The organism is Paenibacillus sp. FSL R7-0302 (assembly GCF_038006885.1).
Taxonomy (GTDB): Bacteria; Bacillota; Bacilli; order Paenibacillales; family Paenibacillaceae; genus Paenibacillus_AQ.
On sequence record NZ_JBBOWB010000001.1, the window covers coordinates 2,183,053 to 2,205,428 of the forward strand.

The window sequence follows — 22,376 nt, forward strand, 5'->3', positions numbered from 1 at the left end:
TCAGCCTATCGCTGGTCCGGTTTTTCGCTGCGCGCCTGGTATTAACCGGGCAGTCTGCAAATTGCACACGTGAAAATAATCATGGAACCGTATTCATGAAAGCGCTATAATTTAATGGAGTCTATCAAATCAAAGGGGAAACACAATGAGCAAAGGAAGAATGTTCTACGGCATCTTTATACCTATATTAATTCTTGGCGTGGGACTGGTGGTCGGCTTCGGAAGCTATATCTACATCAGTACCATCGATTCAGTGGTCGAGCGGTTCTCCAGCAGCAAGCAGAGCTATATCGAGCAGATCAAGAACAATCTGGAGCACAAAATCCAAACGATAGAATACGCGTTCAACACCTATAGCACCACCAGCTCTTTTCAGGAGGTCGTGACCCATCCGATTACCGTGCAAGACTTCATCGCCTACCGGAATGTGAATTCGCAGCTGAATTATATCGCCTCCATGGCGGCTGAAGGGACGGAATATTCGCTAATCAGTCTGGTGCAGAACTGGCAGATCCTGAATGAGAAGCTCAGCAATCTCACTGCCGGGGAGGTCCAGCAGCTCCGGGAGCAGTATATTGAGAATCAGGAGCAGAGCCTCTTCTGGATGAAGACGGACAAAGGCATCCGGTTCGTGAATACACTGCCGGTGTTCTCCAGTAAGAAACAGGCGATTGCCTTATCCGACATTTCATTACATACCCTGAATGCCACGATAAACAGCGGGGAAGACGCAGCCGTCTACATTTTGAACAAGCATGGTGAACTGATGTATGAATCTGATCCCGGCAATGGGCTGTTAGCCCCGGAGCAGTTCGGCCAGCTTGCCGGGACGATCAATGCCATGGAGGACAAAGGGACGGTACAGCAGAAGTTCTCCGGCCGTGACAGTCTGAAGCTAATCTATGCCAAGTCTTCGTATAATAACTGGATCTATCTGACCGTGCTGGATCAGGCGGAGATTACCCGCTCGCTGGAGATGACCAAGTTCGGGATCTCTGCGATGGGGCTGCTGTTGATTCTCCTGATCTGGGTGGTGGCTTATATGATCTCCCAATATTTCACCAAGCCGATTGAGCAGCTTAAGCGCAGCCTGCCCGTTATTCCGCAGGTGAACTCCAGGAATGAGCTGGAATATATCCGGCATTCGATTGATACGATTATCTCGGAGAAGGCTTCGCTTGAGAGTCTGATCGAATCGGAAATGCCCCGGCTGGAGACGCAGCTGATCCTTAATCTGTTCCGCAGCCGCGTCTCGGCCGAGGAGCTGGAGCAGAGTCTGCTCCGGTTCGGGTATAACCTGTCAGAGAAGCACCGTTATGCGGCGATGCTGATTCAGCTGGACAGTCTGGGCGGCCGGGAGGCCTCGGACAAGGATGTCCTGCTGCTGGCCGTCAATAAGATGGTGGAGGAACTTATCCCGGCACAGCAGCGATTACAGCCTATTATCCTGAACGATGATACCCAGGCTACGATCCTGACCTTCGCCGGGTACAGCGATGCCGGGATGAATAAGGAAGTGACGGATTATGCGGCAGCTCTGCTGAAGGCGGTACGCGATTATCTGAAGGTGTCGATCAGCATCGGCATCAGCAACTTTTACAGCAATCTGTTAGAGAGTAAGGAAGCCGGGGAGATGAGCAAGCAGGCATTGCATCAGCGGCTGAATCTGGGTAAGGAATCAATTATCTTCTATGAGGATATCTCCATGGTCGTCTCCGGTCCGGTGTCGCTGCATTATCCGGCAGAGCTGGAGACGCAATTGTTCAATGCCATCCGGTTGGGGGACAAGGAGCAGGTTACGGCTGCGCTCTATCCGTTCCTGGCGGAGCTGATGGGCAAGAACAAGAGCACCCTGAAATTCGAGGTCATGCTGGTGCGGCTCGTGAATAATCTGATCCAGCTGGAGCAGCATCTGGGGGTTAGCGTCCTGTTGACCCAGGATAACAATAAGCTGTATCACCGCCTGCTGGACATCCGCAATCCCGAAGAGATGGAGCGGATGCTGGTGCAGGAGGTTATTTACCCCATGATGTACAGCATGAAGGACAAGACCAGCAAGCAGTTCCGCTGTCTCTCGGATAAGATCACCGACATTGTGCATGCGGAATATGACCGTGAGCTTACGCTGGAGGGGATCGGCGAACGGCTTCATTACAATCCGAATTATCTAAGCAGCATCTTCAAAAAAGAGTACGGCACCGCCTTCAGCGAATACCTCATGAACTACCGCCTGGAGATGGCCAAACGGTGGCTGACAGAGACGGATATGACGATCAAAGAGATTGCCGAACGCCTGCAGTATCATAATCCGCAGAATTTCATCCGCTCCTTCCGCAAGAAGGAGCAGGTTACGCCTGGCGCTTACCGGAAGCTGAAGCAGGGGGAGCAGCAGATATTTTAGCAGGAATAGGGGCTTGGTTCAGGAGAGAGCCTGGATCAGGGGTTCATGCAGAAACGGTACCGTCCTTGCTTCAAGGCGGTACCGTTTCTGTATATGCTCTTTGGATTCGGAAGGAAGAAGAACGGCGGGCCGTCAGCCTTTGACTGCTCCGAGCAGGGCGCCCTTGGTGAAATGCTTCTGTACAAAAGGATAAGCGGCCAGCATCGGTACGGTGGCGATGACAATGACCGCCATTTTGATCGTCTGGGCCGGCGGCACAATATCGACCGAGGTTCCCTCGGCCTGCATCCCGCTGGACACAATAACGATCTGGCGCAGCAGCACCTGGATCGGCCATTTGGCCGAATCATTCATGTAGAGGATCGCATTCATGTACGTATTCCAGTAAGCAACCGCATAGAACAGGGAGATGGTGGCGATGGAAGGCAGGGCCAGCGGCAGCATGATCCGCATGAAGATTCCGAAGTCATTGCTCCCGTCGATCTTGGCGGACTCCTCCAGACTGTCAGGCAGCGCCTGGAAGAAGTTGCGCATGATAATCATGTTGAAGGCATTGACGGCAACCGGGAAGATCAGGGAACCGTACGAGTTGATCAGGCCGACACTTTTGACAACCAGGAAGGTAGGGATCATTCCGCCGCTGAACAGCATGGAGAAGACGACGATGAAGTTAATGGTATTGCGGGCAGGCAGGTATCTCCTGGACAAGCCGTAGGCCATCAGCGCGGTAAGCAGCATACTGACTACGGTTCCTGCAACGGTGACACCTACGGATACCCCGAGTCCCCGGAAGATGGTAGGCGTTGAGAGAATGTAGCGGTACGCATCCAGGGAGAAGGTAGTAGGGAATAAGATGAACCGCTTGGCCATGACCTCCTGGGTAGTCGCGAAGGAGCTGGCAATGATATTAACGAAGGGCAATAAGCAGACAAGCGCAATCAGAACGAGTATGGCTGTATTAACGAAGGTGAAGATCCTTCCGCCGACCGATTCTTTTCTACGTGAGCTAGGGTTCATTCTGTGATCCTCCTCGGTTTTCAGTACCTCTTCACTGTAACAAGGAGCAGAAATTACGTATATAATCCGGGCATGAGGTGTTCGCAGACTTGCCTTGTGCAGCCCGTCTCCGAAGAATAATCATTAGCCTAGGCAGGTAATCCTCAGAGGAGATCTGATGGGCATTAACCCCGCAGCCACGCAGGTTCTGTAAACGCTATCACATAATGATTATATACGTAATGTAAGAAATTTCTTACGCTGAGACCGTAACAGGAACGAGCAAAGGAGGCTGACATGTGAAAGCAACAAGCATCACCGCAACACCAAATCTGACCATAGAAAAGGGGAAAGGCGCACGCGCTCTTACGGCTCTGAACAAATACAAGCTGCTGTATCTGATGATCCTGCCCGGGCTGCTGTATTTCATCATCTTCAAATATCTGCCCATGGGCGGGCTGATCATTGCATTCCAGAATTATCAGCCGTTCCAGGGAATTACCGGGAGTGAGTGGGTCGGCCTGAAGCATTTCATCCGATTATTTACGGAGCCTACGTTCATGCAGCTGCTGCGTAACACTCTGATTCTGTTTGCCATGAACATTGTGATCTTCTTCCCGCTGCCGATTATTGTAGCCTTGATGCTGAACGAGCTGAAGGGACGCTATCTCAAGAACTGGATTCAGACGATTATCTACATCCCGCACTTCATGTCCTGGGTCATTATTGTCTCTATTACGTATGTGTTCCTGACGGTGGATGGCGGGGTTATCAATGAGCTGATCGCCAGTCTCGGCGGCACCAAAATCAGCTTCCTGACCTCTTCGGAGTGGTTGCGGACGATCTATATCCTGCAGATTATCTGGAAGGAGCTGGGGTGGTCGACCATTATCTATCTGGCAGCTATTACTGTAGTGGACCCGCAGCTCTATGAAGCCTCCGAGATGGACGGGGCAAGCCGTCTGCGCAAGACCTGGCATGTGACACTGCCGGCCATCCGTCCCGTGATTATTACCCTGCTGATTCTCAAAATCGGCAGCACGCTGGATCTCGGCTTCGAACATATGTATCTGCTGCTGAATTCGCTGAACCGCAGTGTCGCCGAGATTTTCGATACCTATATCTATACGGCGGGCCTCAAGAACGGGCAATTAAGCTTCAGCACCACGATAGGCATGTTCAAGGGCGTTGTCGGGTTAATTCTCGTGATGCTCTCCAATAAGCTGGCTAAGAAGATGGGCGAAGACGGCGTGTATTAAGGCTAAGACTAACTATTTCATCTACCAAAGGAGAAGTGTTATGAACAAAAGATGGGTCACGCTAATTGCAATCGCTACAATGGCTACCACTATGCTCTCGGCTTGCGGCGGAGACAAGGAAGAGAAGAAGACTGCCGCTGCAGAGGATCTGAATTCGACACTTGAATTAACCTGGCTGAATATTCTGCACACCGCTTCGCCGCCAACCGATACGATCAAATCGCTGCTTGAGGAATATACCAACAGCAAAATCACCTTCAACTGGGTACCCGATGCTTCCAAGGAAGAGCGGATCACAACGGCGCTGGCCTCGGGGGAGCTTGCAGACATTGTCACCCTGACCATGATGACCAATTCATCGGTTAGAAGCTCACTGAAATCAGGGCTGTTCTGGGATGTGGGCCCTTATCTCTCAGAGTTCAGTAATCTGGCGAAGATTGCTCCTGAGCTGAAGGAAGCGGCTTCGATTGAAGGCGTCCTGTACGGCGTTCCCTTCCAGAAGAATCTGGCGCGTTCCGGCCTGATCTTCCGCAAGGACTGGCTGGATAAGCTGGGTCTGCCGGTTCCGAAGACGCTGGATGAGGTGTATGAAGTGGCCAGAGCCTTCACAGAGGATGACCCGGATGGCAACGGTGTGAAGGACACGACAGGCTTCGGAGACAGATCAGAGCTGAAATACAGCAGCTTCAAAACACTAAGCTCCTATTTTGGCACGCCCAATGGCTGGAAGGTGGACGATAGCGGCAAGTTCATCCCTGAATTCGATACAACGGAATATATGGACACGATGAATTTCTCCAAAAAGCTCTATGAGAACGGATACCTGGCGCAGGATTTCGCAGTTACAGCCAAAACGGACCAGCAGCAGCAATTCGCGCAGGGGAAGACCGGGATCTATACCGGGATGGTGGACATCTCCAGTCTGAGAACACTGGCGCAGGATCTGCAGCCGGGCATGGAGCTGGTGCCGGTGAACAAGATCTCGAATGGGGATGGACAGTATCATATCTGGTCCGAGGGCAGCGGGATCGGCGGATTGATGGCTTTTCCAAAATCAGAGGTGAAGACTGAAGCAGAGCTCAAGCGGCTGCTGAAGTTCGTCAATGACTTGATCGATGAGAAGGCGTTCATGCTGATGACGGGCGGAATCGAAGGCACCCACTATGAATATGATGAGAACGGCGCGTTCAAGATTCTGAACACCGAGCTGTGGCAGGCGGATGTGCAGCCTTTCTCCTCCAGTAGACCTAGTGAGATTGCCTATACGCTTAAGGATGCGAACCCTGAGAAGCAGCTGGCCAATGAGCTGATCCGCGAGAATGATAAGTTCGCTGTGCTTGACCCCACCGTTCCGCTGGATTCGGCTACCAATAATGAGCAGGGAACGGAATTGCAAAAGATCATCACAGATGCTACCTTCAAATATATCATGGGCCAATCAGATGAGGCTGCCTTCAAAAAAGCCGTGCAGACCTGGAAGGATTCCGGCGGAACAAAGATCACCGAGGAATACGAAGCTGCATACAAACTGACACAGAAGTAAGCAAGCCTTAAGCGGAGGCCAGAGTCTGAGAGGGGATGGGAAAAGGGATGCTGGTGGGCAAGGAGGGCTTAGGCGATTACTCTACCATTCAGGCGGCAGTCGATGCCCTGGAAGGGCTGGACCCGGACACAGAGGCAACGCTCTACATTATGCCGGGAGTGTACAAGGAGGAGGTGCGGGTCTACCGCTCCTGTCTCCGTATCATCGGCATCGGACAAGTGGAGATCACGATGAACCGCTATGCCCGGGAGCTGGATGAGCAGGGGGAAGAGATCGGGACCTTTGCCACTCCCACCCTGTTCCTTGGCGGCAGGAAGCTGGTGCTGGAGAATCTGACCGTCTCCAATACAGCGGGACAAGGCAGCGAGGTAGGGCAGGCTGTGGCGGTGTACGCCCATTGTGATGAGACGGTATTCCGAAATTGTACGTTCAAGGGTCATCAGGACACGCTGTTCACCGGTCCGCTGCCTCCGGCCCCCAGAGAGCGCCTGCTGTTCGGCGGCGTTCCGCTGCGGCAGCATCATGCGCAGTACCGCCAGTTGTACCAGCACTGTTATATTGAGGGAACGGTAGATTATATCTTTGGCGGAGCAACGGCCTACTTCGAGCATTGTACGCTGCACAGCCTGCGGAATAGCGGAGGCCATGCAGGCTACATCACGGCTGCCTCCACTCCTGAAGGGCAAGCCTTCGGTTATGTATTCAATCAATGTTATCTGAGTGCTGAGCCGGGAACAGCGCCGGTATACCTGGGACGTCCATGGCGGGAGCATGCCAAGACAGTCTTTGTGGATTGCCGGATGGGCCAGCATATCCACCCCCAAGGCTGGGCTCATTGGGGCGAGCCTGGGGGTGAGCAGACGGTCAGGTATGCGGAGTACACTTCTGAAGGAACTGCGGCGATTCTGCGGCAGCAGCGTGCGCCTTGGGCTGAGCTGCATGGAAGCGGCGCAGCTCGGGCAGGCAGAGACGATGTGCTGGCCGGATTCCTGACAGCAGAAGAATAAGCTATCTTGTGATTATCAGGCAATGATCATAAAAGGCAGTCACGATAAAAGGCAGTTACAATAAAAGGGCTGACCCCGCTACCCCGGGGTCAGCCCTTTATTCGATCAAGTCTTGCAATGCTTACGTGTTCACAACCGCTGTAATTTCTTCGTCTAGCGCAAGCCGTACATCCTCACGATAAGCACGGATGCCGTATTCGCTGTGGACGTAGCGAAGAATGGACTCAATCATGTTGGACTCCACCAGATACTGGCTTCTTCCCTGTATCCAGACCTCTGCGGTGTAGCCGGTGTCCTCGTCCCAGCTGAGCTCAACCTGGACTTCCTCGACCCGTACGGCTTTGCGTTCCGCCATATGCAGGCAGATCGCGTTGATAATCTCGTCCATACTAAGAACGGTAACACCCATTAGTAGCGTCCGTCTCTTTCTTCCAGGCGGCGTCTTTCTTGTCTGCGCTTGAAGAAGTTCATAATCAGCATCACGACGAAGTAGATGGCCAGCATGTTAATCATGAATCCGATAATATTGCCCAAAGCGCCCATTCCGGCGAACATGCCGCCGAAGAGGAAGCCGGCGATTCCGCCGATCATCAGGCCTTTCATCAGTCCGCCGCCGCTGAAGAAGCCGCGGTTCGCGTTCGCTGCAGTTCCGTTGGTGTTGCTTTTGGTGCTATCGCTTTTTTTCACATTATCAGTGGTTGATTTCTTCGGGGTCGTCGTGAAGCCCCGGCTTCCTGATTTGAAGCCCCCGCCGCGGCGGGCATCTGCGAAGTCAGGAACAGTGACGGCGAAGAACAGTGTGAAGGCCATAACAATCATCATTACACGTTTCATTGGTTTCATTGAGTACAAGAACCTCCTAGAAGTATTGGTAACACCCAGTTTACCTGGCTGTTGCCCGGTAATACGCAGAGCGGAGGCTAAGGTTTCAATTTTTAATTATCACAAATATAAATGTTATCATCCGGCATTGGCCCGGACCCCCGGACACAAAAAAAAGCGCGGGTCCGGGACCCGCGCAAACAGCAGTATCAGAGAGTTGCCTTAGTCCGCGTATCCGTCCGAGACAAGCTCAAGCGCTCCGGTAGCCGGATCGATGATCATGCCGTGAATAGGTACGTTTGGGGGGAGTAAGGGATGGCGCTTAATCAGCTCCACAGTCTGAATTACCCCTTCCTCTACGTTGTCAAACCCGCGCAGCCATTTGGTCAGCTTAATCCCTGAATTCTCAAGGGTACTGAGTACTTCCTCGGACACGCCGCGTTCCTTGATGGAGTTAATCATATGGTCAGCATTCAGGGAAGCCATGCCGCATTCATAATGGCCGACGACAATCACTTCGTCAGCGTCCAACTCGTATAGCGCAACCATTACGCTGCGCATGACGCTCCCGAACGGCTGGGAGATGATGGCTCCGGCATTTTTGATGATTTTGACATCACCGTTCTTGAAATTCATTGCTTTGGGCAGAAGCTCAACAAGCCGTGTGTCCATACAGGTGATGATCAGCATTTTTTTATCCGGGAAGCGGCTGGTCAGATAGCTCTCATATGCTTTTTCCTCTACAAAATGCTTGTTGAACTCTAAAATGTCTGTAACCTGACTCATAAGCCATGTGCCTCCTTAAGATTAAACTGTAATCCATTGTACTGCGTCTTGCCGCGAACATAAAGGGCTTCCTGTAATCAAATATTGCAAAATCTAAGCGGAGTCTGTCTCCGCGCCTGTGAGCCGTTAACTACTTCAAATTTGAAGAGATACAGCCCGAATTTGATTATAGCGATTATAAAAAGTATCATCAAGAGGAGTAGAAAAAAATGACAAGGCAGGTGCTCAGACATGGAACAGCAGGTCCGGGAACAATGGGATAAATTCAGCGAGCTATTATCTAAAATCAAAGGCTATTATGAAGCAATTGGACTTCTGGGCTGGGATCTGCGTACAGGCGCGCCCCGCAAAGGTGTAGAGATCCGTTCCGCCACGCTGGGTATGCTGAGTGCAGAAGCATTCAGACTCCAGGTATCGGAGGAGATCGGGGCGTTCACAGCGTATTTCAGCCGCCCGGAAGTAGCGGAGCAGCTGGACAGCAATCAGAATAAGATTGTGAAGGATACCCGCAAGGAGTACCAGCGCAGCAAAAGCATTCCCTCCAAGACCTTCGAGGAATATTCGGTGCTCACCGCCCATGCGCAGACGATCTGGGAAGAGGCTAAGGATGATAATGATTTCGCCTCCTTCGAGCCTTATCTGACCAAGATTGTGGCCTTCAAACAAGAGTTCATTGATTATTGGGGTGTGCAAGGCTCGCGTTATGACACTTTGCTGGATATGTACGAGCCCGATTTGACCGTTGAGAAGGTGGATGCGATCTTCACCCGTCTGCGCAGCCGTCTTGTGCCGCTGGCCGAAGCGATCAATGCTTCGCCGAACAAGCCGGACACCGGATTCCTGAGCCAGATCTTCCCTAAGGAGCAGCAGGAGAAATTCGGCCTCTTCTTACTCGAACAGATGGGCTATGATTTCGAGGCAGGACGTCTGGATGAGAGTGTACATCCGTTCGCTACAGGGCTGAACCCCGGCGATGTCCGCATTACAACGAACTATCTGCTGGACAATGTGACCAGCTCCATCTTCAGCTCGCTGCATGAGGGCGGACATGCCCTGTACGAGCAGAATTTCGGTGAAGAGCTGATCGGTACACCCCTGGCACAGGGCGCCTCCATGGGAATTCATGAATCCCAGTCCAGACTGTGGGAGAATATGATCGGCCGCAGCCGGGCCTTCTGGCAGCGTTACTACGGCGATCTGCAGCAGCATTTCCCGGAGCAGCTTGCGAACGTGGAGATGGAAGACTTTTACCGGGCGATCAATAGTGTAGGCAATTCCTTCATCCGGATTGAAGCCGATGAGCTGACGTATAACCTGCATATTATTGTGCGCTATGAGATTGAGAAGCTGATTTTCAATGAAGGGCTTGAAGTCAAGGATCTGCCTAAGACCTGGAACGCGAAGTATCAGGAATACTTAGGTATTACACCGCCTACGGATGCGCTTGGCGTACTGCAGGACGTTCATTGGTCCGGTGGAGACTTCGGCTATTTCGCTTCCTATTCCCTGGGTAACATGTATGCGGCCCAAATGCTGAACACCTTGCGTAAGGAACTTCCGGAATTCGAAGAGCTGATTGCCGCCGGTAACTTGCTGCCGATCAAAGAATGGCTTACTGACAAGGTATACCGCTACGGCCAGAGCCTGACCCCTTCGCAGATTATCGAGCAAGTCACAGGCGAACCGCTGAATCCCGATTATCTGGCGGATTATCTGGAAGCGAAGTATACCGAGCTCTACAAGCTATAAGTCTTGAAGAACCCTGCTGCAACAGCACAGCTGCGAATAATGGCTTCTTAAAGCGACTGAATGGTGCAGCAGCGGCCTGCCTGCGGCGTACTTCAAGCTGGAAGGACTTCGGAGAAACGGCTATAATAGAAGGAAACCGCAAACGGAAGGAATCGTGGTATGGCAAATACTCACACTTACAGCCGCAAGGAAGAAGTAGCAAATGCGGTTACACACGGGATCGGCGCTCTATTAAGTATTGCTGCGCTGGTTCTGCTGGTCGTATATGCTGTTCAGAACGGCACAGCCTGGCATGTAGTCAGTTTCTCCATTTACGGCGCTACTATGCTGATCCTGTATTTTAATTCAACGATGGTGCATAGTCTCAGAGACGGCAAGGCGAAGGACTTCTTTGAATTCCTTGATCACTCTTCGATTTACTTATTCATTGCCGGAACGTACACCCCGTTTATGCTGGTGGCGATCCGCGGACCGCTGGGCTGGACGTTATTCGGCATCGCTTGGGGAGTGGCGGTATTCGGTGTTTTCTTCAAGGCTTTTTTCGTCAAAAAATTCCTGTTCATGTCCACCGTCTTCTACATTGCGATGGGCTGGATGATCGTAATCGCCTGGAGCCCTCTGTCCCAGGCCGTCGCCAGCGGCGGGATGACTCTGTTGATGATTGGCGGACTGCTGTACACTCTGGGCACCGTGTTTTATGTATGGCGCGGCTTCCCGTACCATCATGCGATCTGGCATTTATTCGTGCTTGCGGGAACCGTTCTACACTTCTTCGTTGTATTGTTATACATTCTCCCTATTCATTAATGCGGGAGATATAGGGCAGTACTGGTGCTGGATTTCAGGGCGGGAATGCCGGTTTTGGGCAAAGAAAAAGATGACAAGTAAAAAGACTTGACATCTTTCTTTGTTTTCGGTATCATAAGGGACGTTGTGAAGCTGTAAAGTGTTTTTCCTTGACGAAGGGAGTGCCCTTAATGAGTCAGGAGAATAGGCTCGAGAAAACCAACCGGATCAACCTGTTATTTGCTTTCTATGAACGGCTGCTTACTGACAAGCAACAGACGTTTCTCAAATATTATTTCCATGATGATTTCTCCCTGGGGGAGATCGCAGCGGAATTTGAAATTAGCCGCCAGGCTGTGTACGAGCATATCAAGCGGGCGGAGCAAGTGCTGGAGAATTATGAAGAGAAGCTTGGACTCCTGTCCAAGCATGAAGACCGCAATAAGTACTTAGAAGAACTGCGCAGATTCCCGGACAGTGGAATGCTGCCGGAGCAATATAAGCAGCAATTCATGGAAATCATGGACCGGCTGCAGAGGTTAGAGTAGGAAGAAGGGAGCGAGCCGCCTATGGCATTTGAAGGATTAACCGGAAGATTGCAGAATGTGTTCAGCAAACTGCGCGGCAAAGGGAAAGTATCCGAAGATGACGTAAACGAAGCGATGCGTGAAGTGCGGCTGGCCCTTCTGGAAGCCGATGTTAACTTCAAGGTCGTCAAGGACTTCGTGTCCAAGGTGAAAGAGAAGTCTGTTGGCACGGAAGTGATGGACAGCTTCACGCCAGGCATGGTCATCATCGATATTGTTAACAAGGAACTGACGGAGCTGATGGGCGGAAGCCAGGCGAAGCTGGCTAAGTCGAACAAGCCGCCGACGGTCATAATGATGACCGGTCTGCAGGGCGCAGGGAAGACGACCACTTCCGGTAAGCTGGCGAAGCTGCTGCAGAAGGGTAACCACCGCCCACTGCTTGTAGCCGCCGACATCTACCGTCCGGCTGCAATCAAGCAGCTGCAGGTGCTCGGAGAACAGATTAAAGTTCCTGTCTTCTCGCTGGGTGATCAGACGAGTCCGGTAGAGATTGCCAGACAAGGTGTTCAGCATGCGAAGGATAATAACCTGGATTATGTCATCATCGATACCGCAGGCCGCCTGCATATTGATGAAGAGCTGATGGAAGAGCTGAAGCAGATCCATAACGTAGTAACTCCGGATGAAGTGCTGCTGGTAGTCGATGCGATGACCGGTCAGGATGCCGTGAATGTGGCGGACAGCTTCAACAAGCAGTTGGAGCTTACCGGCGTAGTGCTTACGAAGCTTGACGGCGACACCCGTGGTGGTGCTGCATTATCCGTCAAGGCGGTCACCGGCTGCCCGATCAAATTCGCCGCTCTCGGCGAGAAGATCGATGCGCTGGAGCCGTTCCATCCTGAGCGGATGGCTTCGCGGATACTTGGCATGGGCGACATGCTGTCGCTGATCGAGAAGGCTCAGGCCAATATCGATACCGAGAAAGCCAAGGAAATGGAACGTAAGATGCGTAACGCAGAGTTCACGTTCGATGATTTCCTGGAGCAGATGGATCAAGTGAAGAAGCTTGGACCGATCGACCAGATTCTGGATATGCTGCCTGGCATGAATAAGGCCAAGGGCATGAAGGACCTGAAGGTGGACGATAAGCAGATGGGCCGCGTCGAAGCCATTGTTCATTCCATGACCAAGGCCGAGAAAGCCCAGCCCGAGATTATCAACCACAACCGCCGCAAGCGTATTGCAGCAGGCAGCGGAACCAACGTCGCCGAGGTGAATAGGCTCATCAAGCAATTCGATGAAATGCGCAAGATGATGAAGCAGTTCTCCGGCATGATGGGCGGCGGAGGCGGTAAGGGCGGCAAGAAGAACGCCATGAAGCAGCTCAAGGGCCTCGCCGGTAAAGGCGGAATGAAGTTCCCTTTCCGTTAAGTTATTAGACTGTATCTTGTAAGGTTTCCCCCTAGATCTGATATAGTACAACATCAGAAGATCGAGTAGTCTTTTGACCTTAATCTTTTGATCTTAGTCTTTTGACCTTGATCTTAATGTTTAAATCTTTTCCCCCTGTTACCAGGGAACGCCGCCAGTCAAGCGTATCCCGCAGGGAGGAAAAGCGGTCTTTCGCCGAACCTATCCCAAGTCCCGCCAGTCTGAACGCCTACGCTAGTTGCACTTAGCGGGTGTCCAGAGGGCAGAGCCCTTGGGGCCCTCCCTTCGGGAAGGGAGGGTTTGGGAGGGATCGATAACGATATTCTTTTAAGGAGGTGAATTTCGTGGCAGTACGTATTCGTTTGAAAAGAATGGGAGCACATAAAGCGCCTTTCTACCGTGTAGTGGTTTCCGATTCCCGGTCTCCTCGTGACGGCCGTTTTATCGAGGAAATCGGTTATTATAATCCGATCGAAGTACCGGCAGTCGTTAAGATTGACGAAGAGAAGGCTCTTAAATGGCTTCAGACAGGTGCACAAGCATCTGATACCGTCCGCAACCTGCTTTCCAAAGCTGGCGTGATGAAGAAGTTCCATGAGTCAAAGCTTCAGAAATAATGACTGATTGCGAGGGTCCTCTATGGAAGAATTAGTTGGTGTTATTGCTAAGGCTTTAGTGGATCATCCGGAGGATGTGGCCGTACGGACCGTGGAGAAGGATCACCTGATTGTCTATGAGCTCTCCGTGCATCCTGATGATGTCGGTAAGGTCATCGGCAAGCAGGGGCGGATCGCCAAAGCGCTTCGTACCGTAGTCACATCTGCAGCAGTCAAAAGTGATAAACGCGTTACCGTGGATATTTTATCTTAAGGATGCGCACAAGGAGGGGCTAGGGATAGTATATCCCGGCTCCTTTTTGTTGAAAATATAAGAATTTATAGGTTGTACGCAATCAACGTGAAGGAGATGAACACATGACAGAAGAGTTAACCGTAGGCAGGCTGGTGAATACGCACGGCATTCGCGGGGAGATCAAAATCCTGTCGCATACCGATTTCCCGGAAGTGCGGTTCGCGGCCGGTAACAAGCTGCTGCTGATTCCCGCAGACGGAAGCCCGAAATTCGAGGTGACGATCGAATCGGCGAGAGAGCATAAAGGGATGTATATCGCCAAGCTTAAGGGGTATACGAACATTAATGAGGTTGAGAAATACAAAGGCAGCATGCTCAAGGTGCCTAGTGATAATCTGGTTGAGCTGCCGGAGAACGAGTATTACTTCCACCAGATCGTAGGCTGCGAGGTCTATACGGATGAAGATGCCAGCCAGCCTCTGGGAACGATTACGGAGATTCTGCAGCCCGGGGCCAATGATGTCTGGGTAGTGAAGCCGAAGAAGGGCCAGGATATTCTGATTCCGGTTATTAACGATGTAGTACTGGACGTCGATATTGCAGCCAAAAAAATCACCGTGCACCTTATGGAAGGGCTGCTTCCATGATCCGCATCGATGTGCTGACGCTGTTCCCGGATATGTGTGAGGGCGTGTTCGGCACCAGCATTCTCGGTAAGGCCCGTGAGAAAGGCATTGCTTCACTGAATACAGTGAACTTCCGCGACTTCTCGGGCAACAAGCATAACAGCGTGGACGATACGCCTTACGGGGGAGGGGGAGGCATGGTGCTGAAGCCTGACCCGATCTTCGCAGCGGTGGAGCATGTGCTGGCTCAGAGTAACGCTGGCGGTGAGCAAGGGGACACAGACACTGAGAACACAGAGGCGGTGAAGCCGCGTATTATTCTGATGTGCCCCCAGGGCCGGACGTATAACCAGCAGATCGCCGAAGAGCTCGCACAGGAGCAGCATCTGATCTTCATCTGCGGTCATTATGAGGGCTATGACGAGCGAATCCGTGAGCATCTGGTGACGGACGAGCTGTCGATTGGCGACTATGTACTGACCGGCGGTGAGCTGCCCGCTCTGACAGTAATAGATTCGGTAGTGCGTCTGCAGCCGGGGGCACTGGGCAATGAGACCTCTGCCATCTCCGACTCCTTCAGCACCGGGCTGCTGGAGTACCCGCATTATACCCGCCCGGCAGAGTTCCGGGGCTGGAAAGTGCCGGACATGCTGCTCAGCGGACATCATGCCAATATCGAGGTGTGGCGGCGTGAGCAGGCGCTGCAGCGTACCCTCGAACGCAGACCGGATCTGCTGGAGACAGCGGAGCTGACAGTGAAGGACAAGCAGACGCTGAAGCGGCTGCAGGAGCAGACAAGCCTTAAGAAGAATGAACTGTAAATTTGGGCCTGAATAGAGTCATAGCTGGCGTCTTTCTAACGTATATTACGTAAGGGAGGCGTTTTTTGCTGTGTACTGAGAACCGGGAACGGGAATTACGAACGAGAACGGATAGGCATAGAAGAAGTTTTGCCAGCGAAATAAATACGAGCAGATGTGCGTCAATACCCTTTTTCTAGGGTAATGAATAGAGGTGCCGCAAGTAGACATGCAGCTATAGACGCAGCTAGCTTAATTATCGAAAGGAATGACTGAAGTGACTACGAATACGCATGAATCATTCAAGCCAGCCGTGGACACTGTCCACAAGGAGGCGGAGCCGCTCCGCACGGTAAGTGATATTATTGATTTTTATAAGAATCGTAAATCGTAATCTTATAATCGAAGAAATGAATTAGACCTGGAAGCAGGTTCAATAGGCTCAGTAATACAGCAAATTCCACAAATAACCGCTGAAGACAGACGAACCCCAGGTTCGCTGGCTTCGGCGGTTATTTGTTTACCGGGTGCGAAGAGTGCGGGCAAACAAAAAAAGACCGTCCGAAGACGGTCTCTCTACCCGAGGCGCTAGTTTGTAACTTTGATCCGTATCCCGCGCCACCAAGACTTAATCATTCAGCCGTTGGTCCGGGTAAGGGATACGTTCAGCATGTCATGCTTGATGTGAACGCACCTCCTTTCCTTGTGCCAAGAGTATAGCACAGCCTTTACGGAAAATCCATTAAATTTTAATGGGATGTGAAAAAAATATTGAACTCAATAAAAATAGTAAACTCTATTTGAAACTGCTGAACTAGTGAGGTATATTTATAGTATAACGGTAAGTAACCGCTTACCGGCATATTATGCATTAGATGAACGTATGTTAATCGTAGGGATGCGGCAAACGTAAGTATGAAGTAATGGGTTGATTTGCAATATCGGGGTATAGCGCAGCCTGGTAGCGCGCACCCTTGGGGTGGGTGAGGTCGCAGGTTCAAATCCTGTTACTCCGATTTTCCCGTTTTCGTGTAACGCAAAAATACACTTCCGTCAGCGCATCACGCTCTGTAGGAAGTGTTTTTATTTAGGTGATAAGGCCCGTGTGTGCGGTTAAGCTAAAACCTGCCCCTGTCTCCATCCCGGCGGGTAAGCATGATAACTCCCGTGACCAGTGAATACAAGGCAACAACCATAAGCAATACAATGGCCCAAGTATAATTGCGCACCGTGTAGGTGAGCGAAGCGAAAATGATAAACCAGGCGATCCGCAGTACTCCTTCATTAATAAAACGTCTGCCTGCTGTACTCATGATTCCTGCCTCCTTTTGGATTGTAGAAGATTGTTCACAACCGTAAGCGTTTAATTAATTTTGTTACTTTAATATTACCCCTTTTTACACAAAATTGATACACAATGTTCACAAGTTCTTCATTTCACAACTAATTTACATATAGACAATTGCTGCGTGACGATAGCCGTTACCGGCTTATCCCTCCCCTCATAAGATACAGAACCACGATTAAGGAGGAAACAGCAGATGGAAGCTTATTATAATTGTCTCCATTGCAAGGATAAGCGTGTACGCATTATGACTACTGACGGTAAACGCCATGAAGGAATTATCGTGGATGTGGACCGGAATAATGTGTATCTGAAAACAAAGGGCAATGGCAGAATGCAAACTTCGGCCTTCTATCCGGGCGGCGCAGGTAACTATTATGGCGGATACTATGGCTACGGCAGCCAGATCCTGACCTTAAGCCTGTTCACGCTTCTGGCAATTGCGTTAATCTGACGATAGCCTGAACAACACAAAAAGTGGGCTCCTGGAAGTCAGGAAGGCCCGCTTTTTGCGTGACTATAGAATGATCTACTTAACAGATATGGCTCCGATCTGCGTGGTTAACGATACCAGCGGACCGCCGCCGTTATAATCCTTGGGTGTACCGTTGTCGGCGCCGGAGATGTGGCCGAGCTCACTGCTGGCTTTGACCGTACATGCGGTTGATGCTGACAGATCGGCGGAGATTCTTCCAATATCGCTCTTGGCCTTGAGGCTGCTGCCCTTTGTCATACTGGATACCCCAAGCTCAATACTCCCCGTATTTGACTGCACACTGGACTTGCCTGTGAACACGGTGTCTTGAAGGATGATGCTGCCGACATTGCTGTTAATCTCAAAAGTCCCCTCAAGCCCGCGGAGCTGGACGGTGCCTACATTATTATCAATCTCAAACCGGTCAACGGTCTCTGGAATCCCGATTACATAATTAATGCTGAAGTTGGAATCACCATACTCATGCTGCGCCCATTCCCAGAGATTCCTCTTCGAATTGCCTTCACCATGAGCAGAGACGATTAGAGCGTCTCCTTTATGTTCAATAGAAATCTCAGTATGATCCAGCACACCGGATATCAGCTTGTGGCCTGTCTGCTCATGGACAATGACGGTGGCCTGGACAGTAATCTCGTCACCTGAAGCGGGCGCTACTGCGACTTCCCCCACCGCATTATCCAGCTTAAGGACGGAAGCTGAAGCAATAGGCAGCGAGGTGGAGAACTCGCGGCTGATTCCGTTGCTGTTTATTTGCTCTTCAATCCTGCCTGCTATGTTCAGGGTGGCGTCACCGACAGCAGCACTGGCATCGCTGAGACTTTGCTTCACAGCTTCTGCCGCTTCCTGGGTGAAGCTGCCGGAGATCGTCTGCTCCAGCTGGTTATCCGCCGCTTCCTTGCCGGGAAGCTCCCGGCAACCGGTAAGTGCAATAGAAAATACGGCCATTGCTGCAATAATTGCTGTGCTGTGATGTTTCTTCATTATATAGGCCCTCCTAAAGGCATGATTATTTGCTTATGTATACTCAGTATTATATATTATGGGAAAACACTGGATAACAGCCTGGCGGCGGGTTGTTCTACTGGACTATAGTCCAGTAAGCTTAGCTACTACATTTTAGAGAGGCATTATGGTACACTGTCGTTAGATGAAGGACCGGAAGAATGAAATGTGACAGCTGGAGGGCCGGCACGGAAGCAGACCCGGGAGACGGTCTGTTTACTATTTTGACTGAACAAGTCAGAGGGGCGGAGGAGCCAAATGCAGTATGCAGCATTCCTGATCGTTGTGTTGGTGGGTGCAGTTGTCTATACCGTGTACCGCAGCCGGATGAGCCAAGATCAGTCTGAAGCGCCGAAGCAAGGGAAGGCCAGTAATGTGATTTCTATGGAAGGGCACCGTATGGCCAAGCAGAATGCTGCGGATCAGCAGTGCTCCTCCTGTAAGAAGAAGAACGGCAAGCTGGTTTTTTATGCCCAGGATGACGGAAGTGTGGTCGGACTCTGCAAGGATTGCAAGGTGAAGGCGAAGAAACGGGATATGCTGCCGCTTTAAAGAATAAATATATGTTGCATGAGCCTGTCTTTTATGATAAAATTACTTCTGTTGTGTGGAATACGGTGGTCCTCTGCGGATAATGAGGGAGAGCAATGGCTCTCCGGAAGAGGCAAGAACACCTGTACGGAAGGAGGAAGTCCTTAATGAATATCCTACAAGCAATTACACAAGAGCAACTTCGTACAGATATCCCGAGTTTTCGCCCGGGTGACACTTTGAAGGTGCATGTAAAAGTTATCGAAGGAACTCGTGAGCGTATCCAGCTGTTCGAAGGCGTTGTAATCAAACGTCGCGGCGGCGGTATCGGTGAGACTTTTACGGTTCGTAAAATCTCTTATGGTGTTGGTGTGGAAAGAACATTCCCAGTCAACTCCCCTAAACTCGAGAAAATCGAAGTGGCTCGCCGTGGTAAAGTACGTCGTGCGAAGCTGTACTATCTTCGTGACCTGCGCGGTAAAGCTGCAAGAATTAAAGAAATTCGTCGCTAGAATAGTGACAAAGGAAAGGGGCTTGAATTCAAGCCCCTTTCGTTTATTTCTTGTGATTACAGAATTGTGGATCCCCGCAAAGTACCTTAGTAAGCATCGAAGTTAAAGTCTTACTTTGTGGGTTTTTAGACATATGTGCCTTAGGAACAGCTTCTCCGAAAAGGCCTCCTGAAGGAGTAATCGCGGGGGAGTTTTTGGCAGGAGCTTTTTTGTATTGTATAGTGGAGATAACAATTATTGGAGAGGACGGTGAACTATGCAGCAGGATTTGCAGCAAGGGCAAGGCGAAGTGATTGATTCTAACGGCCAGAGCCCACGGAAGCCAAAGAATGAAGTCCTGGAATGGATTAAAGCGATAGCGATTGCATTGGTTCTGGTTATTCTAATACGCTGGCTTTTGTTCAAACCGTTTATCGTAGACGGTCCTTCCATGAAGCCTAACTTCCATACCGGCGAACGGGTGATTGTTAATGAAATTCTCTACGATATCCGCAAGCCGGAGCGCGGGGAAGTCATTGTGTTCCATGTGCCCTCTGAGGGCCGGGATTTCATTAAACGTGTCATTGGTGTGGCAGGCGACACCGTCACAGTTGAAGGGGATGTCGTTACAGTTAACGGAGAGCCTGTGAACGAGACGTATATCCAGAGCGCGATTGATGATGCACATAATAACAACATTTTGTACAACAATAAGAACTTCCCGAATGAGCAGTTTACGGACAACAAGGTGCCGGAAGGCCATGTGTTCGTAATGGGGGATAACCGCTCTGACAGTACGGACAGCCGGATGATCGGTTATGTGCCGCTGGGGGATATTGTCGGCCGTGCAGACCTTATTTTCTGGCCGGTGAAGAATATCTCATTAATAAATCATTAATTATTTTAAGCTGACAGAAGTCAAAGGAGGTGACGGCATTGGCCATTCAATGGTTTCCTGGTCATATGACGAGGGCTAGACGGCAAATCGAGGATAAGCTGAAGCTGATTGATGTTGCAATAGAACTGCTTGATTCCCGTCTGCCGATCTCGAGCCGTAATCCGATGATTGACGATATTTTGCGGGACAAGCCAAGGCTGATTATTCTAAACAAAGCAGATCTGGCCGATCCGGAAGCTACACGCAAGTGGCTGGCTTATTTCAAGCAGCAGGGTCATGTTGCCTATCCGGTAGATGCTTCTACTGGCACCGGGATAAAAGAGATTCCCGAGCAGGTGAAGCTGCTGCTGAAGGACAAGATCGACCGGCAAATTGCCAAGGGCATGAATCCGCGTGCGATGCGGGCACTGATTGTGGGCATTCCCAACGTAGGCAAATCGACTCTCATTAACCGGATGGCTGGAAAAAATATTGCGATTACCGGTGACCGTCCGGGGGTTACCAAGGGCCAGCAATGGATTAAGACTGGCGGTAGTCTGGAATTGCTGGATACGCCGGGGATTCTCTGGCCGAAGTTCGAGGATCAGACGGTAGGCTATAAGCTGGCAGTAACCGGGGCTATTAAGGAAGAAATCCTGAATATTGAGGATATCGCTTATTATGCGGTGAAGTATCTGGTAAAGGATTACGGAAGCCGGTTCCAGGAACGCTTCGATATCAATAAGCTGCCGGAGGACTTAGAGAACCCGGACGAAATCGTGGCCGTTATGGAAGCAGTAGGGCGTAAGCGCGGTTGTCTGATGAGCGGCGGCCGGGTGGATCTGGAGAAGGCTTCACGCGCGCTGCTGCATGAGCTTCGTGCAGGGAAGCTTGGACGTTTCACCCTGGAGACACCTGAATAGTAGAATACTGTATGGAATGGAAGAGCCATCCGTGAATGTGGGGTGGCTCTTTTTTGCGTGTAAGCGGGGAATGGGGCGGCGTAGCAAAAGTGTTGTATGAAATGCAGGAATGTCCTCGTTAAGGCAGCTTGTGGGAAGAGAAATGATGTTATTCATACAACTTTTTTGGATTTACGCAGTATTAATGAAGGGATTGTTGTATTTAGTGCAGAATTTTAAGATTCGGAGACTGGGATTGTATGGAAATGGGTAAGTCCTGAAGTATCTTTGGGATTCGCGGTAAGTCATATATTCGCTGGTTGATCATAGATGTAGCTTATTTTAATTTTAGTGGGCAGGTGGAGAGATGATGAGTGAGATAGATATGCTTGGGTACGAAAAAGAAGGCTGGGGGCAATCCTTCCGTCACATCGCAGGTGTGGATGAAGTGGGGCGGGGTTGTTTGTTCGGAGATGTGGTGGCTGCAGCGGTAATTTTGCCGGTGGGGCTGATTATTGAGGGTGTGGATGACTCGAAGAAGCTGACGGCCAAAAAGCGGGATGCTCTGTATGAGACCATTATGGAGCAGGCGCTGGCGGTAAGCTTAGGGCATGTGGAGGCGGCGGTAATCGATGAAATTAACATTAAGCAGGCTTCGCGTCTGGCGATGCGCCTGGCAGTAGAAGGATTAAGCCAGCAGCCGGACTATATGCTGATTGATGCGGAGAAGGTGGACCTGCCCTTGCCGCAGCGTGCCATCATTAAAGGGGATGCCAACAGCCAGTCGATTGCTGCCGCATCCATTGTAGCCAAGGTGACACGTGACCGGCTCTGTGAGGGCTTGTGGGAGGAATTATACCCGGATTACGGGATCAAAGTACATAAAGGATACGCGACAAAGCTGCACCGTGAACAGATCAAGGCACTGGGTGTAACTCCGATGCACCGGCGCAGCTTCATCGGCAATATTCTTGCCGAGCAGGAACAGTTGTCTTTATTCTAAAAATATAAGAATGTATAGTTTCACATCTACATTATCCTTCTATTTCTCGCTGAAACGGTGCCGTCCTCTAAAAGGATGGCATAGCAGTTTCCACTTGGCGTATCATCCCGATAATCACAAATGAAGGCGAAATACCGATAT

Annotated in this window: 25 protein-coding genes and 1 tRNA gene; 20 read left to right on the top strand and 6 right to left on the bottom strand. The window is 50.8% G+C overall.

What is annotated here, in order from left to right; all coding sequences use genetic code 11:
- The first annotated feature begins 145 nt into the window (after positions 1-145).
- Positions 146-2,401 (top strand): AraC family transcriptional regulator, encoded by a 2,256-nt coding sequence (locus tag MKY96_RS09420; RefSeq protein WP_340940031.1) that lies wholly within the window; start codon positions 146-148, stop codon positions 2,399-2,401.
- Positions 2,402-2,533: 132 nt separating this feature from the next.
- On the opposite strand, the gene MKY96_RS09425 is transcribed toward MKY96_RS09420, so the two are convergent.
- The gene (locus MKY96_RS09425; RefSeq protein WP_340940032.1) at positions 2,534-3,418 is read right to left on the bottom strand and encodes a carbohydrate ABC transporter permease; all 885 of its coding nucleotides are present in this window, start codon (positions 3,416-3,418) and stop codon (positions 2,534-2,536) included.
- Positions 3,419-3,798: 380 nt separating this feature from the next.
- Here MKY96_RS09425 and MKY96_RS09430 point away from each other — a divergent pair, with 380 nt between their 5' ends.
- Genes MKY96_RS09430 through MKY96_RS09440 form a run of 3 tightly spaced genes read left to right on the top strand, consistent with a single transcriptional unit; the run spans position 3,799 to position 7,206 of the window.
- Positions 3,799-4,656, top strand: a complete 858-nt coding sequence (locus MKY96_RS09430; RefSeq protein ID WP_445322072.1) for an ABC transporter permease — start codon at positions 3,799-3,801, stop codon at positions 4,654-4,656.
- A gap of 40 nt (positions 4,657-4,696) precedes the next feature.
- A complete protein-coding gene (locus MKY96_RS09435) occupies positions 4,697-6,199 on the top strand; it encodes an extracellular solute-binding protein (RefSeq protein ID WP_340940035.1) in 1,503 nt (500 codons plus the stop codon).
- 47 nt (positions 6,200-6,246) lie between these two features.
- Positions 6,247-7,206, top strand: coding sequence for a pectinesterase family protein (locus tag MKY96_RS09440; RefSeq protein WP_340944509.1), 960 nt, complete (start codon positions 6,247-6,249; stop codon positions 7,204-7,206).
- Positions 7,207-7,327: 121 nt separating this feature from the next.
- On the opposite strand, the gene MKY96_RS09445 is transcribed toward MKY96_RS09440, so the two are convergent.
- The 3 genes from MKY96_RS09445 to MKY96_RS09455 form a co-directional block, all read right to left on the bottom strand.
- Positions 7,328-7,594: a YxcD family protein gene (locus MKY96_RS09445; RefSeq protein ID WP_340940036.1), complete on the bottom strand. Its 267-nt coding sequence runs from the start codon at positions 7,592-7,594 to the stop codon at positions 7,328-7,330.
- A 20-nt stretch (positions 7,595-7,614) separates the two neighbouring features.
- Entirely contained in the window at positions 7,615-8,049 is a 435-nt protein-coding gene (locus tag MKY96_RS09450) for a hypothetical protein (protein ID WP_340940038.1), read from the bottom strand.
- Positions 8,050-8,250: 201 nt separating this feature from the next.
- Positions 8,251-8,814: a beta-class carbonic anhydrase gene (locus MKY96_RS09455; RefSeq protein ID WP_036733547.1), complete on the bottom strand. Its 564-nt coding sequence runs from the start codon at positions 8,812-8,814 to the stop codon at positions 8,251-8,253.
- A gap of 231 nt (positions 8,815-9,045) precedes the next feature.
- On the opposite strand from MKY96_RS09455, the gene MKY96_RS09460 reads away from it, so the two are divergent.
- The 10 genes from MKY96_RS09460 to MKY96_RS09505 all read left to right on the top strand — a co-directional run bounded on the left by MKY96_RS09460 (position 9,046) and on the right by MKY96_RS09505 (position 16,604).
- Positions 9,046-10,563 carry a carboxypeptidase M32 gene (locus tag MKY96_RS09460; RefSeq protein WP_340940039.1) on the top strand — a complete coding sequence of 506 codons (1,518 nt, stop codon included), beginning with the start codon at positions 9,046-9,048 and terminating at the stop codon, positions 10,561-10,563.
- 159 nt (positions 10,564-10,722) lie between these two features.
- Positions 10,723-11,370 carry a PAQR family membrane homeostasis protein TrhA gene (trhA, locus tag MKY96_RS09465; RefSeq protein WP_340753144.1) on the top strand — a complete coding sequence of 216 codons (648 nt, stop codon included), beginning with the start codon at positions 10,723-10,725 and terminating at the stop codon, positions 11,368-11,370.
- Positions 11,371-11,540: 170 nt separating this feature from the next.
- Complete coding sequence (locus tag MKY96_RS09470; RefSeq protein ID WP_036733556.1) at positions 11,541-11,897, top strand: putative DNA-binding protein; 357 nt, start codon at positions 11,541-11,543, stop codon at positions 11,895-11,897.
- A 21-nt stretch (positions 11,898-11,918) separates the two neighbouring features.
- Positions 11,919-13,310 (top strand): signal recognition particle protein, encoded by a 1,392-nt coding sequence (ffh, locus tag MKY96_RS09475; protein WP_036701200.1) that lies wholly within the window; start codon positions 11,919-11,921, stop codon positions 13,308-13,310.
- A 344-nt stretch (positions 13,311-13,654) separates the two neighbouring features.
- Complete coding sequence (rpsP, locus tag MKY96_RS09480) at positions 13,655-13,927, top strand: 30S ribosomal protein S16 (protein ID WP_036701203.1); 273 nt, start codon at positions 13,655-13,657, stop codon at positions 13,925-13,927.
- 22 nt (positions 13,928-13,949) lie between these two features.
- Positions 13,950-14,180 carry a KH domain-containing protein gene (locus MKY96_RS09485; protein ID WP_020432321.1) on the top strand — a complete coding sequence of 77 codons (231 nt, stop codon included), beginning with the start codon at positions 13,950-13,952 and terminating at the stop codon, positions 14,178-14,180.
- 104 nt (positions 14,181-14,284) lie between these two features.
- Positions 14,285-14,809, top strand: a complete 525-nt coding sequence (gene rimM / locus MKY96_RS09490) for a ribosome maturation factor RimM (protein WP_340940041.1) — start codon at positions 14,285-14,287, stop codon at positions 14,807-14,809.
- On the top strand, positions 14,809-15,609 hold the full coding sequence (trmD, locus tag MKY96_RS09495; protein WP_340944511.1) for a tRNA (guanosine(37)-N1)-methyltransferase TrmD: 801 nt from the start codon (positions 14,809-14,811) through the stop codon (positions 15,607-15,609). Before rimM ends, trmD begins: the two co-directional genes overlap by 1 nt.
- Before the next feature lie 247 nt (positions 15,610-15,856).
- Positions 15,857-15,982 (top strand): hypothetical protein, encoded by a 126-nt coding sequence (locus tag MKY96_RS09500; protein ID WP_268748501.1) that lies wholly within the window; start codon positions 15,857-15,859, stop codon positions 15,980-15,982.
- Positions 15,983-16,530: 548 nt separating this feature from the next.
- Positions 16,531-16,604, top strand: a tRNA-Pro gene (locus MKY96_RS09505).
- Positions 16,605-16,706: 102 nt separating this feature from the next.
- Here the strand turns inward: MKY96_RS09505 and MKY96_RS09510 are convergent.
- Positions 16,707-16,901: a hypothetical protein gene (locus MKY96_RS09510; RefSeq protein ID WP_340940043.1), complete on the bottom strand. Its 195-nt coding sequence runs from the start codon at positions 16,899-16,901 to the stop codon at positions 16,707-16,709.
- Positions 16,902-17,129: 228 nt separating this feature from the next.
- On the opposite strand from MKY96_RS09510, the gene MKY96_RS09515 reads away from it, so the two are divergent.
- Positions 17,130-17,387 carry a hypothetical protein gene (locus MKY96_RS09515; protein WP_076078592.1) on the top strand — a complete coding sequence of 86 codons (258 nt, stop codon included), beginning with the start codon at positions 17,130-17,132 and terminating at the stop codon, positions 17,385-17,387.
- Between the two features lie 75 nt (positions 17,388-17,462).
- Here the strand turns inward: MKY96_RS09515 and MKY96_RS09520 are convergent, their stop codons facing one another.
- Positions 17,463-18,410 (bottom strand): hypothetical protein, encoded by a 948-nt coding sequence (locus MKY96_RS09520; RefSeq protein WP_340940044.1) that lies wholly within the window; start codon positions 18,408-18,410, stop codon positions 17,463-17,465.
- 279 nt (positions 18,411-18,689) lie between these two features.
- On the opposite strand from MKY96_RS09520, the gene MKY96_RS09525 reads away from it, so the two are divergent.
- The 5 genes from MKY96_RS09525 (at position 18,690) to MKY96_RS09545 (ending at position 22,235) form a co-directional block, all read left to right on the top strand.
- Complete coding sequence (locus MKY96_RS09525) at positions 18,690-18,983, top strand: hypothetical protein (protein WP_340940046.1); 294 nt, start codon at positions 18,690-18,692, stop codon at positions 18,981-18,983.
- 146 nt (positions 18,984-19,129) lie between these two features.
- Positions 19,130-19,474, top strand: coding sequence for a 50S ribosomal protein L19 (gene rplS / locus MKY96_RS09530; protein ID WP_173133107.1), 345 nt, complete (start codon positions 19,130-19,132; stop codon positions 19,472-19,474).
- Between the two features lie 256 nt (positions 19,475-19,730).
- Entirely contained in the window at positions 19,731-20,351 is a 621-nt protein-coding gene (gene lepB, locus MKY96_RS09535; RefSeq protein ID WP_036733573.1) for a signal peptidase I, read from the top strand.
- A 38-nt stretch (positions 20,352-20,389) separates the two neighbouring features.
- Entirely contained in the window at positions 20,390-21,253 is an 864-nt protein-coding gene (gene ylqF, locus MKY96_RS09540; protein ID WP_340940047.1) for a ribosome biogenesis GTPase YlqF, read from the top strand.
- A gap of 349 nt (positions 21,254-21,602) precedes the next feature.
- Positions 21,603-22,235 (top strand): ribonuclease HII, encoded by a 633-nt coding sequence (locus MKY96_RS09545; RefSeq protein WP_340940049.1) that lies wholly within the window; start codon positions 21,603-21,605, stop codon positions 22,233-22,235.
- Positions 22,236-22,376 lie beyond the last annotated feature (141 nt).

What these genes read in the sequence shown, in the direction of transcription:
- MKY96_RS09455 (WP_036733547.1), bottom strand. Translation starts at nt 8,814, where the DNA reads ATGAGTCAGGTTACAGACATTTTAGAGTTCAACAAGCATTTTGTAGAG.
- MKY96_RS09425 (WP_340940032.1), bottom strand. Translation starts at nt 3,418, where the DNA reads ATGAACCCTAGCTCACGTAGAAAAGAATCGGTCGGCGGAAGGATCTTC.
- MKY96_RS09430 (WP_445322072.1), top strand. Translation starts at nt 3,799, where the DNA reads ATGATCCTGCCCGGGCTGCTGTATTTCATCATCTTCAAATATCTGCCC.
- MKY96_RS09525 (WP_340940046.1), top strand. Translation starts at nt 18,690, where the DNA reads ATGCAGTATGCAGCATTCCTGATCGTTGTGTTGGTGGGTGCAGTTGTC.
- lepB (WP_036733573.1), top strand. Translation starts at nt 19,731, where the DNA reads ATGCAGCAGGATTTGCAGCAAGGGCAAGGCGAAGTGATTGATTCTAAC.
- MKY96_RS09545 (WP_340940049.1), top strand. Translation starts at nt 21,603, where the DNA reads ATGAGTGAGATAGATATGCTTGGGTACGAAAAAGAAGGCTGGGGGCAA.
- MKY96_RS09520 (WP_340940044.1), bottom strand. Translation starts at nt 18,410, where the DNA reads ATGAAGAAACATCACAGCACAGCAATTATTGCAGCAATGGCCGTATTT.
- MKY96_RS09510 (WP_340940043.1), bottom strand. Translation starts at nt 16,901, where the DNA reads ATGAGTACAGCAGGCAGACGTTTTATTAATGAAGGAGTACTGCGGATC.
- MKY96_RS09420 (WP_340940031.1), top strand. Translation starts at nt 146, where the DNA reads ATGAGCAAAGGAAGAATGTTCTACGGCATCTTTATACCTATATTAATT.
- MKY96_RS09445 (WP_340940036.1), bottom strand. Translation starts at nt 7,594, where the DNA reads ATGGACGAGATTATCAACGCGATCTGCCTGCATATGGCGGAACGCAAA.
- MKY96_RS09470 (WP_036733556.1), top strand. Translation starts at nt 11,541, where the DNA reads ATGAGTCAGGAGAATAGGCTCGAGAAAACCAACCGGATCAACCTGTTA.
- MKY96_RS09460 (WP_340940039.1), top strand. Translation starts at nt 9,046, where the DNA reads ATGGAACAGCAGGTCCGGGAACAATGGGATAAATTCAGCGAGCTATTA.
- MKY96_RS09450 (WP_340940038.1), bottom strand. Translation starts at nt 8,049, where the DNA reads ATGAAACCAATGAAACGTGTAATGATGATTGTTATGGCCTTCACACTG.
- MKY96_RS09500 (WP_268748501.1), top strand. Translation starts at nt 15,857, where the DNA reads ATGACTGAAGTGACTACGAATACGCATGAATCATTCAAGCCAGCCGTG.
- rimM (WP_340940041.1), top strand. Translation starts at nt 14,285, where the DNA reads ATGACAGAAGAGTTAACCGTAGGCAGGCTGGTGAATACGCACGGCATT.
- MKY96_RS09515 (WP_076078592.1), top strand. Translation starts at nt 17,130, where the DNA reads ATGGAAGCTTATTATAATTGTCTCCATTGCAAGGATAAGCGTGTACGC.
- trhA (WP_340753144.1), top strand. Translation starts at nt 10,723, where the DNA reads ATGGCAAATACTCACACTTACAGCCGCAAGGAAGAAGTAGCAAATGCG.
- ffh (WP_036701200.1), top strand. Translation starts at nt 11,919, where the DNA reads ATGGCATTTGAAGGATTAACCGGAAGATTGCAGAATGTGTTCAGCAAA.
- MKY96_RS09435 (WP_340940035.1), top strand. Translation starts at nt 4,697, where the DNA reads ATGAACAAAAGATGGGTCACGCTAATTGCAATCGCTACAATGGCTACC.
- MKY96_RS09440 (WP_340944509.1), top strand. Translation starts at nt 6,247, where the DNA reads ATGCTGGTGGGCAAGGAGGGCTTAGGCGATTACTCTACCATTCAGGCG.
- MKY96_RS09485 (WP_020432321.1), top strand. Translation starts at nt 13,950, where the DNA reads ATGGAAGAATTAGTTGGTGTTATTGCTAAGGCTTTAGTGGATCATCCG.
- rplS (WP_173133107.1), top strand. Translation starts at nt 19,130, where the DNA reads ATGAATATCCTACAAGCAATTACACAAGAGCAACTTCGTACAGATATC.